14 protein-coding genes are annotated in these 15,035 nt (G+C 71.8%); 2 read left to right on the top strand and 12 right to left on the bottom strand.

The window, feature by feature from the left end; all coding sequences use genetic code 11:
• Positions 1–101: 101 nt before the first annotated feature.
• Positions 102–1,562 (top strand): FAD-dependent monooxygenase, encoded by a 1,461-nt coding sequence (locus ACFZDJ_RS49375; RefSeq protein WP_391069490.1) that lies wholly within the window; start codon positions 102–104, stop codon positions 1,560–1,562.
• On the opposite strand, the gene leuE is transcribed toward ACFZDJ_RS49375, so the two are convergent.
• The 3 genes from leuE to ACFZDJ_RS49360 all read right to left on the bottom strand — a co-directional run bounded on the left by leuE (position 1,559) and on the right by ACFZDJ_RS49360 (position 4,515).
• Positions 1,559–2,212 (bottom strand): leucine efflux protein LeuE, encoded by a 654-nt coding sequence (gene leuE / locus ACFZDJ_RS49370; protein WP_391069421.1) that lies wholly within the window; start codon positions 2,210–2,212, stop codon positions 1,559–1,561. The genes ACFZDJ_RS49375 and leuE overlap by 4 nt on opposite strands.
• A 50-nt stretch (positions 2,213–2,262) precedes the next feature.
• Positions 2,263–2,844, bottom strand: a complete 582-nt coding sequence (locus ACFZDJ_RS49365) for a Uma2 family endonuclease (protein ID WP_391069419.1) — start codon at positions 2,842–2,844, stop codon at positions 2,263–2,265.
• Between the two features lie 90 nt (positions 2,845–2,934).
• The gene (locus ACFZDJ_RS49360) at positions 2,935–4,515 is read right to left on the bottom strand and encodes a methylmalonyl-CoA mutase family protein (protein ID WP_390934728.1); all 1,581 of its coding nucleotides are present in this window, start codon (positions 4,513–4,515) and stop codon (positions 2,935–2,937) included.
• Between the two features lie 228 nt (positions 4,516–4,743).
• Here ACFZDJ_RS49360 and ACFZDJ_RS49355 point away from each other — a divergent pair, with 228 nt between their 5' ends.
• Positions 4,744–5,589, top strand: a complete 846-nt coding sequence (locus tag ACFZDJ_RS49355; RefSeq protein ID WP_391069417.1) for a L,D-transpeptidase family protein — start codon at positions 4,744–4,746, stop codon at positions 5,587–5,589.
• 365 nt (positions 5,590–5,954) lie between these two features.
• Here the strand turns inward: ACFZDJ_RS49355 and ACFZDJ_RS49350 are convergent, their stop codons facing one another.
• The 9 genes from ACFZDJ_RS49350 to ACFZDJ_RS49310 form a co-directional block, all read right to left on the bottom strand.
• Positions 5,955–7,001: a hypothetical protein gene (locus tag ACFZDJ_RS49350; protein WP_391069416.1), complete on the bottom strand. Its 1,047-nt coding sequence runs from the start codon at positions 6,999–7,001 to the stop codon at positions 5,955–5,957.
• Positions 7,001–7,675, bottom strand: a complete 675-nt coding sequence (locus tag ACFZDJ_RS49345; RefSeq protein WP_391069414.1) for a sigma-70 family RNA polymerase sigma factor — start codon at positions 7,673–7,675, stop codon at positions 7,001–7,003. Before ACFZDJ_RS49345 ends, ACFZDJ_RS49350 begins: the two co-directional genes overlap by 1 nt.
• 514 nt (positions 7,676–8,189) lie before the next feature.
• Entirely contained in the window at positions 8,190–8,780 is a 591-nt protein-coding gene (locus ACFZDJ_RS49340) for an RNA polymerase sigma factor (protein WP_384909482.1), read from the bottom strand.
• A gap of 150 nt (positions 8,781–8,930) precedes the next feature.
• On the bottom strand, positions 8,931–10,403 hold the full coding sequence (locus tag ACFZDJ_RS49335) for an MFS transporter (protein ID WP_384909480.1): 1,473 nt from the start codon (positions 10,401–10,403) through the stop codon (positions 8,931–8,933).
• 71 nt (positions 10,404–10,474) lie between these two features.
• Positions 10,475–10,912 (bottom strand): hypothetical protein, encoded by a 438-nt coding sequence (locus ACFZDJ_RS49330; RefSeq protein ID WP_391069412.1) that lies wholly within the window; start codon positions 10,910–10,912, stop codon positions 10,475–10,477.
• 120 nt (positions 10,913–11,032) lie between these two features.
• A complete protein-coding gene (locus ACFZDJ_RS49325; protein WP_391069410.1) occupies positions 11,033–11,608 on the bottom strand; it encodes a hypothetical protein in 576 nt (191 codons plus the stop codon).
• A gap of 75 nt (positions 11,609–11,683) precedes the next feature.
• Positions 11,684–12,187 carry a hypothetical protein gene (locus ACFZDJ_RS49320; RefSeq protein WP_390934734.1) on the bottom strand — a complete coding sequence of 168 codons (504 nt, stop codon included), beginning with the start codon at positions 12,185–12,187 and terminating at the stop codon, positions 11,684–11,686.
• Between the two features lie 123 nt (positions 12,188–12,310).
• Positions 12,311–13,036 (bottom strand): DUF4328 domain-containing protein, encoded by a 726-nt coding sequence (locus ACFZDJ_RS49315; RefSeq protein ID WP_390934735.1) that lies wholly within the window; start codon positions 13,034–13,036, stop codon positions 12,311–12,313.
• A gap of 122 nt (positions 13,037–13,158) precedes the next feature.
• Entirely contained in the window at positions 13,159–14,808 is a 1,650-nt protein-coding gene (locus ACFZDJ_RS49310) for a family 20 glycosylhydrolase (protein ID WP_391069408.1), read from the bottom strand.
• Positions 14,809–15,035: the final 227 nt, after the last annotated feature.

Below are 15,035 nucleotides of genomic sequence, written 5' to 3'. Positions count from 1 at the left end.
TTAACAGCGTTAAGGAGAGTGTGGTCATGGCGGCACAGACAACGGCGGCGGGCGCGGGCCGGGACGTGAACTCGGACGTGAACTCGGACGTGGACGGTGACGTGGACGTGGACGTTCTGATCGTGGGGGCGGGCCCCGCCGGTCTCGCCCTCGGCGTCGACCTCGCCCGGCGCGGGGTCGACGCGCTCGTCGTGGAGCGGACCGACGGTCTGTTCCCCGGGTCACGCGGCAAGGGAATCCAGCCGCGCACGATGGAGGTCTTCGAGGACCTCGGCGTACTCGACGCGATCCGCGCGGCCGGTGGCCCCTACCCGGTCGGGATGATCTGGCAGGACGGGAAGCCGCAGGGCGAGCACCGGATGTTCGACCCGGCCGAGTCGAGCGACGGTTCGCCGTACGCCGAGCCGTGGATGGTGCCGCAGTGGCGCACGCAGGAGATCCTCTTCGCGCGCCTCGTCGAACTGGGCGGAAGCGTCGCCTTCGGGCGCGAACTGCTGACGATCACCCAGGACCCGGACGGGGTGACGGCCCACTTCGCCGCCGGCGCCCCCGTCCGCGCGCGGTACCTCGTCGGCGCCGACGGCGGCCGCTCGACCGTGCGACGCGCGCTCGGGATCGCCATGACCGGCGAGACGGTCGACCCGCATCCGGCGCTGGTGGCCGACATCCGCGTCACGGGCCTGGACCGCGACCACTGGCATGTGTTCCCGCCCCGGGACGACGACGGCTTCCTGGCGATCTGCCCGCTCGCCGGCACCGAGGACTTCCAGCTCGCCGCCCGGTTCCCGGAGGGGACCGAACCCGATCTGTCCCTGGAGGGCGTACGGAAGGTCGTCGCCGCCCGCTCGCACCTCGCCCCCGAGGCCGTGACCGAGGTGCGCTGGGCCTCGGACTTCCGCCCGCGGGCGGCGCTGGCGGACCGCTTGCGCGCGGGGCGGGTCTTCCTCGCCGGGGACGCGGCACACATCCACTCCCCGGCCGGCGGCCAGGGCCTCAACACCAGCGTCCAGGACGCCTACAACCTGGGCTGGAAACTGGGCGCGGTGCTGGGCGACGGCGCCCCCGAGGCACTCCTCGACTCCTACGAGGACGAACGGCGGCCCGTCGCCGCGCGCATGCTCGGCCTGTCCACGGCCGTCCATCGCGGCGAGGCCCGGCGCAGCGCGGAGACGACGGGCCAACTCGGCCTGGGCTACCGGGACTCGTCACTCTCGACGGACCTGCGCGAGGGCCTCCCGGAGAACGCCCTGCGAGCTGGCGACCGCGCCCCGGACGGGCCCCTCCCCGACGGCACCCGGCTCTTCGACGCCTTCCGCGGCCCCCACTGGACCCTGCTCGCGGCCGGCCCGGAAACCCGGGCGCCGGCACTCCCCGTCCGCACGGTCGGCGTCCCCGCGCACGAGTCGTACGGCACCGGCCTCTTCCTGATCCGCCCCGACGGTTACGTGGGGTGGGCGGGCGACACGGCTTCGGGGCTGCGGGAGTACGCGACGCGCCTGGGGGTCTTGAGCCAGGGCCTCTCCCAGGACCTGGCCGAGGAGTTGGCCGGGGACCTGTCCTAGGCGCTGGCCAGGGTGAGCTTCACGGCGAAGCCCAGGAACAGGGCGCCCGCCGCGGTCGTGGCCCCCGCCGAGAGCCGCTTGCGCCGCCGGAAGGCCGCCGCCAGCTTCGTCCCGCCGAAGATCAGCGCGGTGAGGTACAGGAAGCTGGCGAGCTGGGCGAAGGCGCCGAGGACGACGAAGGAGAGGGCCGGGTAGGCGTAGCCCGGGTCCACGAACTGCACGAAGAAGGCGACGAAGAACAGGATCGCCTTCGGGTTGAACAGGCTGATCACCAGCGCCCGCCGGTAGGGCCGCTCCTCGGCGGCCGGCGCGGCGGTGGCCTCGCTCTCCTCGGCGCGCTCGTGCCGGGTGCGCCACATGCCCCACGCGGCGCGCAGCATCCCGACCGCCAGCCATGTCAGATATCCGGCCCCGGCGTACTTCACGATCCCGAACAGCACGGCGTTGGCCTGCAGCAGCGAGGCGACTCCGGCCGCGGACAGGGTCATCAGCACGGTGTCCCCGCACCAGACACCCGCGGCGGCCGTGTACCCCGTGCGTACGCCCTTGCGGGCGGCGACGGACAGCACGTACAGCGAGTTCGGACCGGGAAGCAGAACGATCAGCACGAGTCCCGCGAGATAGGTCGGGAGGTCGATAACACCAAGCATGAGGTGGAGTGTCGCACGAGAGTACGACACCGCACCTTCGGGTGTCGGGGTCAGTCGTCGCCGTCGAGGAGGCGGTCGGCCGACAGTTCAGCAGAGATACCCACCGACTCGGGGAGAGGAACGCTCATGCCGCGCTTGTAGGCCGTGACCGTGCGGTACTTGTCGCCCTCGGGGTCGGTGTGCACGACGACCTGGTCATGCCGGTGATCCACGACGACGTACACCGGGATGCGCGTCTCGGCGTAGACCTCGGTCTTGGCGAGCACATCGGTTCCCCAGTTGGTAGAGGTGACCTCCAGGACCAACCGGAACACGTGGGGTGCGTAGCAGTTCTTCTCGACCAGCGCCTCTTCGAAATCCGCCTCGACGACCGACAGGTCCGGGATGGCGTAATCCGCCGGACCGGTCGGGAGCCACAGTCCGATACCGGGACGAACCTTGAGCCCGGCCTCCTTCGCCCCCGCCCGCCGGATCTCGTAACCAGCTTCGAAGACCGTCCCCTGGTGCGGCCCGTCCGGCGGTGGCGTCACAAGAATGCTCCCCTTGAGGATCTCCACGCGGTGTCCGGGCAGCCAGCTGGCGAGACGGTCAGCAGCCTCGGCAGTAGTCATCTCACGCTCTATCACAGCCACGGCAACCTCCTTTCGGGAGCACTCTCCATGAGCGTAACCGCCCACATCCGCATTCCGCCCACGGTCACCTGAACGGGGTAATCGCCGACTTCAGAACACATCACTCGGCACATACGTCCCCCAAACCCCCCGCAACGCGTTGCACACCTCGCCCACCGTCGCGCGGGCGCGCAGGGCGTCCTTCATGGGGTAGAGGACGTTGTCCGTGCCCTCGGCCGCCTTCCTGAGGTCGGCGAGGGCCGCGTCCACCGCCGACTGGTCGCGCTCGGCGCGGAGCTTGGTGAGGCGTTCGGCCTGCTGCGCCTCGATGGCCGGGTCGACGCGGAGAGGCTCGTACGGCTCCTCCTCGTCGAGCTGGAAGCGGTTGACGCCGACCACGACCCGCTCACCGGAGTCGGTCTCCTGCGCGATCCGGTAGGCGCTGCGCTCGATCTCGCCCTTCTGGAAGCCGTGCTCGATCGCGGACACCGCGCCGCCCAGCTCCTCGACCCTCGCCATCAGTTCGACCGTGGCCGCCTCGACGTCGTCGGTCATCCTCTCGATGACGTAACTGCCGGCGAAGGGGTCGACCGTCGCCGTCACGTCCGTCTCGTACGCCAGGACCTGCTGCGTACGCAGCGCCAGACGGGCCGACTTGTCCGTCGGGAGCGCGATCGCCTCGTCGAAGGAGTTGGTGTGGAGCGACTGTGTGCCGCCGAGGACCGCGCCCAGGCCCTGGACCGCGACGCGCACCAGGTTCACCTCCGGCTGCTGGGCGGTCAGCTGGACCCCGGCGGTCTGGGTGTGGAAGCGCAGCATCAGCGACTTCGGGTTCTTCGCGCCGAACTCCTCGCGCATCACCCGCGCCCAGATGCGCCTGGCCGCGCGGAACTTCGCGACCTCCTCCAGGATCGTCGTACGGGCCACGAAGAAGAAGGACAGGCGGGGGGCGAAGTCGTCGACGTCCATGCCGGCGGCCACGGCCGTGCGGACGTACTCGATGCCGTCGGCGAGGGTGAACGCGATCTCCTGCGCGGGCGAGGCACCGGCCTCGGCCATGTGGTAGCCGGAGATCGAGATCGTGTTCCACTTCGGGATCTCGGCCTTGCAGTACTTGAAGATGTCCGCGATCAGCCGCAGGGAGGGCTTGGGCGGGAAGATGTACGTGCCGCGCGCGATGTACTCCTTGAGCACGTCGTTCTGGATCGTGCCCGTCAGCTGGTCGGCCGGGACGCCCTGCTCCTCCCCCACCAGCTGGTACATGAGCAGGAGCAGCGCCGCGGGGGCGTTGATCGTCATCGACGTGGAGACCTTGTCCAGCGGGATGCCGCCGAACAGGATCCGCATGTCCTCGACCGAGTCGATGGCCACACCGACCTTGCCGACCTCGCCGTGCGCGATCGGCGCGTCCGAGTCGTGGCCCATCTGGGTGGGCAGGTCGAAGGCGACCGACAGGCCCATCGTGCCGTTCGCGATCAGCTGCTTGTAGCGCGCGTTCGACTCCACGGCCGTGCCGAAGCCCGCGTACTGGCGCATCGTCCACGGGCGGCCCGTGTACATCGACGGGTAGACACCGCGGGTGAAGGGGTACGCGCCCGGCTCGCCCAGCTTCTCGGCCGGATCCCAGCCCTCCAGAACCTCGGGTCCGTAGAGCGGTTCGATGGGCAGTCCGGACTCCGACTCGCGCGCCATTGCTGTGCCTCCCGCTGAAGTTACTTACTGGTAGGTCCGACCCTCGCCACGGACTGTAGCGGCGGCCGTGCGCGGGATGGAGAGGACCGCGCTGGGACCTTGCTCACAGGATTCATCGCTCTCAGGATTCCTTGCTCACAGGCTTCATTCCCCAGGATCGCGCGTCGTTCGCAACCGGGCGCGCCTGGGGAGCATCTCAGGGGACACGACGACGCACCGGGGGTTGGAATGCGCACGACTGGTATGGGGAGATCGCTGGCCGCCCTCGTGGCACTCGTCGCGGTGAGCGGCTGTACGGCCCAGGCCGTGGACGCGCGGGGGAAGACGCCGGGGAACACGCAGGGGAGCACGCAGGGCAAGACGCCGCCGTCCGCCTCGAAGACGGACCGTTCGGCCACGCCCGGGGACGACAAGCCGGGTGGCACGACGCCGTCCGCCGCCCCCAAGGTCCTCTGGTCCCGCGGCGACAAGGGGAACGACGTCCGTGAGGTCCAGGCCCGGCTGCACCAGGTCGCCTGGCTCATCCCGGCGCCGACGGGGACGTACGACACCCCGACGGTCACCGCGGTGAAGGGGTTCCAGGGCAAGCGCGGGCTGCCGCGGACCGGCGAGCTGGACGCCGTCACCTGGGAGCGGCTGCGGGGGATGACGCACAAGCCGGCCGCGTGGGAGCTGTACCCGTACGGCGGGCAGCCCGCCGCGCGGCCCGACCCGCGCTGTATGACGGGCCGGGTGCTGTGCGTCAGCAAAACGACCCGCACTCTGCGCTGGATGATCGACGGGAAGACGGTCTCGGAGATGGACGTGCGGTTCGGCTCGCAGTACACGCCGACCCGCGAAGGGGTCTTCAGCGTCTACTTCAAATCGCGCTACCACGTGTCGACGATCTACCACACGTCCATGCCGTACGCGATGTTCTTCAGCGGCGGCCAGGCGGTCCACTACTCCCCCGACTTCGCGGCCCGCGGCTACTACGGCGCCTCGCACGGCTGCGTCAACGTACGGGACGAGGGGAAGATCGCGGCGCTGTTCACACAGGTCCGGGACGGGGACAAGGTCGTCGTCTACTGGTGACGGCCAGGCCCGGAGGGCGGAAGGAGTGATGGGGCGCGGGCGGGACCGGGGGAACGTGTCCCGCCCGCGCCGATGTGCACCAGGCCTGGGTACGGGGGGAACCCCGGCGCGGTGCGACGGCCGATGACCAGTCGGCTCACCCAGTACTGCGTCGGCGCGGCCGAAAACGTCACACCCGGGCGGAAGAAAATTCCGAAGGAATGCGAAACCGCAGGTCAGAGGGCAGACGGAAGAGTTCTCGGAGTCCGGGTGGCTGAGAACACGCCCGGTCCGGATGGCCGAAAGCCTGCTCAGGAGATCGGCAGCAGCGGCTGCTCAGGAGGTCGGCAGCAGCGACTGCTCAAGGGGAGGGCAGCAGCGACTGCTCAAGGGGAGGGCAGCAGCGGCGCGACGACCGAGCGCGGCGACGGGGCGAGGATCCCGCTGCGGCCGTGGTGGCCCCCCGTGCCGCCGGAGCCTGTGTGGCCGTCGCCGTCACCGCCGTTGTCCCCGCCACCGGAGCCGTCGCCGGAACCGCCCCCGGCCCCCTGGTCGGAGCCGGAGTCCGAGCCCGTGGCGCCCTGCTGGTCCTGGTCGCCCCGGTCCCCGCCCGCTGCGGCGCCCGTCTGGCCCAGGACGTCCTTGCAGTACTTCTTCACGCGCCTGCCGCCGCCCGCGGCGTCCACCAGGACACGTCTGCGGCCGGACTCCAGGCTCTTGCCGTCCAGCACGTCGCGGCAGTACGAGCGTGTCCTGGCCCACCACTCGCGGGCGCGGGCCGACCGTCCGGCGTCGGAGGAGTCGGGCTGTCCGCTCGGCGCGCCGGGCCCCTGAGCCTCGTCGTCGCCTGAGTCGGCACCGGCCGGCGCGCTCGTGGTGGCACCCGGGACCGGCACCTCGAAACCATCGGTCTTCGACGCTCCGGGCGACGGCGACAGGGACGGCTGCCGCGGTGTCTGCGCCGCGGAAATCGTCGCGGCCGGGTTCGGCGAGTCGTCACGGAACGGAGTCGGCAGCACTCCGGTTCCGGCCGCGACGGCGACTCCGCCGATCATCCCCGCGGCCAGCGCGGCGACGATCCCGAGGCGCACCGGACGGCCCCAACGGGGCCCCCGCAGGGCCGGAACCGGACGGCCCAGCCGGACGAGACCCGCGTCGGCGAAGTGGGCCGCGGCCCCCGGGCGCCCCCGGCGGCCGAGCTGGACCACCTCGCCGTTCCGGCCCGCGCGCGCCTGCTGGAACGCGGCCAACGCGACAGCCTCGCCGGGGAGTTCGGCGCTGGTCGGCGCGGGTTCGCCAGCCAGCGCACCGAGCACGTCGGCAAGCCGCTTGGCCCGGCCCTGGGTGTCGGCGTCGACGGCTTCCAGCGGCTCACCACGCAGCAGACGCTCCGCGGCGTCACGGTCCAGCCACTTGTCCTGCTCGTCGGCCATCACATGTCCTTCTGCGTCCGCGAACGCGTATGCGTCACACCCGCGGACGTCACCGCGCGTGTGCGCGACTCTCTTTGTGACTCTCTTTGTGGGGGGACGACACCGAGGCCGCCGGCGGATTCCGGATCCGCGCCGAGCAGTTCCGCGAGCCTCTTGAGACCGCGGTGCGCCGCGGTGCGGACGGCTCCGGGCCGCTTGCCGAGGGTCTCGGCCGCGGTCTTGGCGTCGAGGCCGACAACCACGCGCAGTACCACGGCCTCCGCCTGGTCCTGCGGGAGTTGAGCGATCAGCGAGAGGGTGCTGTCGGTGGCCAGCGCCTCGATCGCCTCGCCCGCGGTGTCGGAATCGCCGGCCTTCGCGGTCAGTTCCGTCTCGTCACCGCCGATCGCGGGGCGGCGCCCGCGCATGCGTATGTGGTCAAGGGCGCGGTTGCGGGCGATCCGGGCGGCCCAGCCTCGGAAGCGGTCCGCGTCGCCGCTGAACCTCTCCAGGTCACGGGCGATCTGCAGCCAGGCCTCGGACGTGACGTCCTCCGCGTCCGGGTCGCCGACCAGCGTCCGTACGTATCCGAGCAGCCGTGGGTGCACCGAGCGGTACACAGTCCGGAACGCGGTCTCGTCCCCGTCCTGTGCCGCAAGCACCGCGGCGGTCAGCTCCGCGTCGTCCCCCAGCACCGCGCGCCCTTCTGCGCCTAAGCCGGCGCCGCTTTCGCGGACCGGGTTGCTCGCCGTTGTGGTTCCTCAATTGGTGGTTGCGGTCCTAGGCCCCTCACGGGTGCGGTTGTCCGTCCTCCGCACCCCGGCGCGAATGGCACGTTACGGCCTGAAACCGCTCCCCGTCCATGTTCGTACAGCATGCAACTAAATGGTGACGCAGTGAGGTGTGACAGAAAACGCAGTCGCGGCGCTGTAGAGAGTACGGGCCGCCGCGCGGCCCGTGCCGCGCGACGGTCGGGGCCTCTCCTGTGGGGGGTGGCGGCCCCGGCCGTTGCCATCGGCGTCTGACTCTCCTTGAACTCGCGCCCTGGTCGGCGCCGCTCACGCGGTCGCCAGTCGTCGCGCCGCCGGGTCCGCGCCCCGTGCGCCCCGCCCTCGTGAGCGGCCCGGTACGCGGCGACGGCCCGCCCCTCGGGCCCACCGCTCCCTGACGCTCGTCCCGGATTCCCCAGCGTCCGGGGGTCGTTGGGCGTCACACCCCGGGCTCCCCGTCGGCGCCGAGCTGCTGCGCCAGGCGCTTCAGGCCACGGTGGGCGGCGGTGCGGACCGCGCCCTGCCGCTTGCCGAGGACGCGGGCGGCGGCGGGGCCGTCGAGACCGACGACCACACGCAGCAGTACGGCCTCGGCCTGGTCGCGGGGCAGCCCTGCGACCAGTTCCAGGGCGCGCTCCGTGGAGAGGCTCTCCAGCGCCTGGTCGTGGGTGCTGTGGGTGCCGGGCAGTTCCAGAATGTCGTTCTCGAGCCCGGTCGCCCTGGGCCGTACCTTCTGCCTCCGCAGATGGTCGAGCGCGCGGTGCCGTGCGATGGTCGCGGTCCAGCCGCGGAATCCCGCACCGTCCCCCTTGAACCGACCGAGGTCCCGCGCGATTTCCAGCCAGGCGTCGGACGCCACGTCCTCCGCGTCGTCCCCGACGATCCCGCGCACGTACCCGAGCAGTCCGGGCTGCACGATCCGGTACGCCAGCGCGAAGGCCGCCTCGTCCCCCTGCTGCGCCCGCGCCACGGCCGCACCGAGCTCACCGTCGTACGCCTGTACGCGGCGGGGTTCCCCTCCGTGGCCCAACGCTGTCCTCGTTCGCCCCGAGTCGGTCAGAATGCGCACCGTGCGACACGGTCGGCCGTGTCGACGCCCACGTGGTCATCTGCGTCGGGCCCCACAGAAGTGTCACAGCCCGTCAGGCGCCCCGGGAGTCCCTCGGAACACGTTCTGGGCTCAGGCGTCTGTCTCCACCGGTTCGGGCAGCGGAGCCGGACGCCCCTGCGGGGCCGGCATCCGGTCCGCGTTCACCACGATCCCGGCGATCAGCGCGGCCAGCAACAGCGCTCCCATCGCCCACCAGGTGGCCACGTTGAAGCCGTGCACGGCGGCCCGGGAGGCGAGGGCGCGACGGTCGACGCCGGGGGCCGCGTGCGCGGTCGCGTACCGGGTCGTCACGCTCGCGGCGATCGTGTTGAGCAGCGCCGTACCGATCGAACCGCCGACCTGCTGGGCGGTGTTGAAGGTGGCGGAGGCCGCGCCCGCGTCCCGGGGCGCGACGCTGACCGTGGCCAGCGAGATGGAGGTCATCATCGCCGTGCCCATGCCGAGGCCGAGCATCAGCATGCCGGGCAGGATGTGCGAGGCGTACGCGGGTGCCACCCCGACCTGCGCGATGATCGCCAGCGCGCCCGCGGCCAGCAGCAGCCCGGGGACGATGAGGGCGCGCGGCGGGACCCGGTTCAGGAGGCGGGCCGCGACCTGCGTGGAGCCGGTGATCATGCCGACGGTGATGGGGAGATAGGCGAGTCCGGTCTTCATCGGCGAGTACCCGAGCACGCGCTGCATGTAGTAGGTGAGGAAGAGGAAGACCCCGAACATCCCGATGGTGACGAAGAGGATGGTGAGGAATGCCCCGACCCGCTGCCGGTCCCTGACCACCGACATCGGCAGCAGCGGCACCCGGGCGCGGGTCTGCCAGAGCCCGAACACGCCGAGCAGCACGACCCCGGCGGCCAGCAGTCCGAGGACCAGTCCGTCGCCCCAGCTCCTCGACTCCGCCTCCGAGAAGCCGTAGACCAGCGAGAGCATTCCGGCGGAGCCGAGCACCGCGCCCGGAACGTCGAGGCGCGCGTCCTCGTAGCGACCGCCGCTACTGAGCACCGCCAGGGCACCGGCGAACGCGACCAGGGCGATGGGGACGTTGACGTACAGGCACCAGCGCCAGTCCAGGTACTGGGTGAGGAAGCCGCCCGCGAGCAGCCCGAACGCCGCGCCCGCGCCGACGATCGCGCCGAACACGCCGAAGGCCTTGCCGCGTTCCCCGGGGTCGGTGAACGTCGTCGTGAGCAGCGACAGGGCGGCGGGGGCGAGCAGCGCCGCGAACACGCCCTGGAGGGCGCGCGCCCCGAACAGCATCCCGGAGTTCGCGGCCGCGCCGCCCAGCGCGGACGCCGCGGCGAAGCCCAACAGGCCGATCATGAAGGTGAGCCGGCGACCGGCGAGGTCGGCGATCCGGCCGCCGAGCAGCAGCAGTCCGCCGAAGGCGAGGGTGTACGCGGTGATGACCCACTGCCGGTTGCCGTCCGACATGTGGAGGTCGGTCTGGGCGGAGGGCAGGGCGATGTTCACGATGGTCATGTCGAGGACGACCATCAACTGGGCGAGCGCGATGACGACGAGCGCCCACCAACGGCGGTTGTCGGCCACGAGGCCTCCCGGGTCCGGCGGTTGCCCTCATGTTCACTCCGAAGACCGCCGTTTGGGAACGGTCGCGTACCTTAAGAACCGGCAATCTCGCCGCCGTTCGGCACGCTCCCCCGCCGTCCGACGGCCTCGCGGCACAGCAGCCGCAGCGAGCCGTCGCCCGCGTAGCAGCGGCGGGCCTCGTCGACGGGGTCCCACAGGCGCCCGTCGGGGGTGCGCAGCCAGTGCTCGCCGCCCGTCTCCCACCACTCGGCGCCGGTGCACCGGACGACGACCTCACCGGCGTACGCGCCGAAACCGCGCAGCACGGTGTGGACGGCGGCGTACGGCGCCCCCTCCCGGCGTATCTCCTCGATCAGCCGGTCGACGCGCCACAGACTCTGCGCCGAGTAGTCGAGGCGCAGCCGGGCGCCCTCGCGCATCGTCGCGACGGTGTCCGCGGCCCAGCGCACGGGCTTGGTCGCGGCGGTGGGCCTGGTCGCCCGGGTCGGGTTCGCACTCGTTGCGTTCACACTCGCAAGAGCGCCTTCCGGGCGGGATTCGTCACGCGTTCCCGGCGCCTTCGCGACACCGGCCCAGGACCCCCATCTCCGGCCCCAGGACGGTCACAGGAACCCCTCAGGGAAACAGGTTTACGACCGTCCGCGCGCCCGGCGTGACACCACCGCGCGCAGGACGCGCCGTCCCTCCGTCGACACCTCCAGGGCGGGGCGCAGTCCGCCCGCGCCGCGGCCCGCGAGCAGTTCCAGGACGGCGACCTGGCGGCGCAGTTCGGCCGCCACGAGGGGGCCGGAGCCGTCGGCGGCGACATCGAGGAGCCGGTGGATCTGCAGGGCCGCCGCCGAACAGGCGTCGGCCCAGGCGCGCAGGGCGGACGCGCAGGGGTCGTCGGGGGCGGCGGCGAGCATACGGCGGGCGAGTGCGGCGGCGCGGTCCTCGTCACTCACGGCGGCCTCGGCCCCGAGGCCGGAGTCAGGGACCGAGTCGGTGTCGGCGTCGGCGTCGGCGGAGTCCAGTTCCGCCCGTGCCTTGGCGAGCCGTTCGCCCCAGGCGTCGCCGTCCGCGCCGCCGTCCACGAGGCTCGACCAGAGCGGCCGCAGGACCTCGTCGTCGCCGCCCAGCAGGGGCACGCACCGATCCAAACAAGCCAGCCCGCTCGCTGCCAGACCACGCTCGTCGGCCTGAGCGATCAGGTCCACCAGGCTCATCACGCCTCCCTCGACAGGGCGCTCCCGCTTACGGAGCCCGCACTTTCCCTTACTGCGTGCTCCGGAGCGGGAGTGTCACAGGGGCACCACTGCGAGCCGGTCGAGGAACCGGAAGAGCAGGTTTTCGGCCAAGGGGTCGGCGTCCGCGGTCAGCACGGCGAGCAGGGGTTCGGCGACCACCGTGTGCCCGGCCTCCGCGGCCCAGGCGACGGCCCGTGCGGCGGCGTCGGAGGGCTCCAGGAAGTAGTCGTCGACGGTGAGTCCCTCCTCGCTCTGCCCCAGGTGCGCGGCCATCGCCGTGCGCGCCAGACAGGTCGTCCACGCGCCGCTCCCGGGACCGGCCGCCTCGACGACCACACAGTCGCTGTTCATGACGTACCCGAAGAGCGCGGGCGCGCCGGTCTCCCGGGCGAGCGTGTTCATGCTCCCGACGTCGCCGTCACCGCTCGGGTACTCCCAGACCTGCCAGCCGTCGGGCGCCGTGGTCCGCAGCACCATCCCGTGCGCCGCGCCCAGCGCGTCCAGCTCCGCGAGCGGCCGCTCGCTTCTGCCCACGACGTAGTAGCCCCAGTAGCCCATGCCGGTTTCCCCCCGGTGGTGTTTCGGTTCGGCCGCGCCGAATACACCACAGGGGTCGGGGAGTTGGCCAGGGAATCAGCCGAACCGGCGCGCCGCCTGCCCCCAACGGCCCAACGCCGACCGTCAGCGGTGGTCTCGAGCGGGCGCCGGGACCGGCTCTCCGGGCGGGACCGGGCCGCGCAGGGCCTTCTCGTTCTGCATCCGGGTCAGGCGCAGGACGACGAGGATGGCGAGTACGGCGGCCACGACGTCGGTGACGTCCGAGAAGATCTTCTGGCCCGCGGCCTGCTGGAGTTCCAGCGCGGTGTGGGCCGTGCGGTGCGCGGTGGACGCGGTCCGGTCGGAGACCAGCGCGACGATCCACATCGCCCACCAGACGTTGACGAGCCCGTGTGAGGTGCGGGTGCCGGCGGGACGGCTCGCGTCCCAGGTGTTCAGCATGATCCGGCGCGGGAACCAGAGGTTCACCACCGGCACGAACCAGCCCCAGCCCGTCCAGGCGCGCCCCATCTCGTGCCCGAACGGGTCGAACACCTCGGCGTTGATCCGCACCCGGTAGAACCAGACGAGGTAGACGGCGGTGGTGGCGGCCAGGGCGACCAGCTGCGCGACCCCGGCCGCGGCGACGAGCGAGTCCGCGTGGTCCGCGTCCCGCTGCACGGTGTCCCCGATCCCGCCGTCCGCGATGGTGCCGGTGACGTCGTACATCTTGACGCCCGCCCAGATCGCGAAGAGATCGACGGCGACGACCACGCCGAGCAGCACCGCGACCGCTCTGCCGAGACCCACCGGCGAGCGCAGCCAGGCATCCCCGTGCGGCGGCGCCATGGCGCCCCCGGGCATGGGCATGGGCGTACTGGACATGAAATCCCCCGAATCACCGGCACCTGAGACCGTGCCGGTAGAAGAAACCGGGCGCGCCCCCTCCCCAGGGGCACACCCGGCACACGAATCACAGGGAAGATACCGCCTCAGCCCAGCCGGTTCGCCAGGTTCTTGAAGTCCGTCCAGGACAGCGCGGGCCGACCGGGATCCCACAGCTTCTGGATCGTGGCGCGCAGCGGCATCCTGATCCCCGCCGCCACCTGGTCCTGGGTCTGCGAGTTCGCGCGGTCCGACCAGACGGCGAAGCTCCCGCCGAGGATCTGGCCGTCGTACTTCGCGGGGACCGGCGTGGTGCCGCGGACGACGAGCGGGGTCCACTGCTCGTAGATGCGCTGCCCGGTCGGGTAGACGAAGGTCTGCGGCTCACCGAGGACGTAGTAGAGGTACTCGTCGTTGTAGTTGATGAGCTTGCGGCCCGCGCTCAGGTACTGGACGGGCGGGCGCGCGCCGAGCTCCTTGCCGGTCCAGTACGCGACCTCCAGGTTCTTGTCCGCCTGGACCGTGCCGCCGCTGAAGAACCCGTCGTTCCAGGCCCGCAGGGTCCGGCCGTGTCCGCTCATCACCCGGGCGCGGTCGTTGAGCCAGCCGGTGGTGAGGTCCGCGACGGTGGCGTCGGGGCCGTAGGCCTGCTTGGCGGCGGCGGCCAGTTGCGGGAAGGAGGTCGACGGGCTGGCCACGGTCAGTGCCTGGTACTCGTCGCCGCCGAGGTGCCAGTACGGGCCGGGGAAGAGACCGGCGTACTCGTTCAGCAGGTCGTCGACGATGCTCGCCGCGGCGGGCTTGGAGATGTCGACGGTGCCACGCGGGGTGGCACCCGAGACGCTGCGCAGCTGGAGGTCGGGGTGGGCGGCGATCACGGCGCCGAGGTGGCCCGGCGAGTCGATCTCGGGGACGACATGGATGTACCGGCTCTCCGCGAGGGCGACGATGTCGCGGACGTCCGTCTTGCTGAGGTGGTCCTTCGACACGATCTCCGGGTGGGTGTCCGACTGGATGCGGAAGCCCTGGTCGTCGGAGAAGTGCAGCCCCAGCTCGTTGTACTTCAGATCGCCCAGTTCCCGGATCCGGTCCTCTATCCAGGCCGCGGAGTAGGGCTTGCGCGCGATGTCGAGCATGAACCCGCGGCGCGGCTTGGCGGGCTGGTCGCGCACGACGCCCTCGGACGCCGTACCGCCGCCGTGCACCTCCTGCTTGAGGGTGCGGGTGCCGTAGAAGACGCCCGCCTCGCCGGGCGCGGAGATGGTGACCCGGCGGTTCTTGACGGTCAGGGTGTACGACTCCGGGTCGGCGCCGCTGGTGTTCAAGCCGAGCTCGACGTCTCCGTCCTTGGCCGCCGCCTGTCCGGCGTACGACAGTTTCAGCTCGCCCGCGAGCAGCTTCCCCTCGTCGGCGAGGCCGGCGTCGTCGACGACCACGCGGGCGCCCGAGGCGGGACGCCAGCCGGGGCCGCGCGCCGGAGTGTGCTCGCGTACGGCGGGGATGGTGCGCGGGGTCTGGGAGAGCGGGTACGTCCGGGTCGGCGTGGGAGACGGTGGGTGCGCGGCCCCGGTCCGGTTCGCGGACGCCGCTGTCCGGTCCGGAGCGACACTCGCCCCGGTCGGCGCGCCGGCGTCGCCGGACGGCCACAGCGAGACGGTCGCCACCACGGCACCGGTCACCGCCGCCACGCCGACCGCTATCAGTACCGGCCGCTTCCCGTCCTGCACCGGCGCCCGTCGTCGCCTGCCCGTGCTCACCGCACCACGCCCTTCGCTTCGGTAACCGAGGCCCACGCCCTGTCGTACGCATCGAGCGCCTCGTACACCTCACGTCGTACACCCCCGGATGTTCCACAGTCCCCCTCTCCACGTCACCCGTCCACCGCAGGTTCCGAAACTCTCCCGTCCGGGTGAAATTCGAGCCTCCGTCGGACACCTGTCGTCAATCGTCGATAACGTGATGGCAGAATTCTCACTTCTTCCCC

The organism is Streptomyces sp. NPDC007896, assembly GCF_042959425.1.
Taxonomy (GTDB): Bacteria; Actinomycetota; Actinomycetes; order Streptomycetales; family Streptomycetaceae; genus Streptomyces.
The sequence above is the reverse complement of the archived record's forward strand: the minus strand, read 5'-3'. Positions and strand labels throughout refer to the sequence as shown.

Coding starts and splice junctions, on each gene's coding strand:
- leuE (WP_391069421.1), bottom strand. CDS start 2,212: ATGCTTGGTGTTATCGACCTCCCGACCTATCTCGCGGGACTCGTGCTG.
- ACFZDJ_RS49360 (WP_390934728.1), bottom strand. CDS start 4,515: ATGGCGCGCGAGTCGGAGTCCGGACTGCCCATCGAACCGCTCTACGGA.
- ACFZDJ_RS49355 (WP_391069417.1), top strand. CDS start 4,744: ATGCGCACGACTGGTATGGGGAGATCGCTGGCCGCCCTCGTGGCACTC.
- ACFZDJ_RS49350 (WP_391069416.1), bottom strand. CDS start 7,001: ATGGCCGACGAGCAGGACAAGTGGCTGGACCGTGACGCCGCGGAGCGT.
- ACFZDJ_RS49325 (WP_391069410.1), bottom strand. CDS start 11,608: ATGAGCCTGGTGGACCTGATCGCTCAGGCCGACGAGCGTGGTCTGGCA.
- ACFZDJ_RS49320 (WP_390934734.1), bottom strand. CDS start 12,187: ATGGGCTACTGGGGCTACTACGTCGTGGGCAGAAGCGAGCGGCCGCTC.
- ACFZDJ_RS49315 (WP_390934735.1), bottom strand. CDS start 13,036: ATGCCCATGCCCGGGGGCGCCATGGCGCCGCCGCACGGGGATGCCTGG.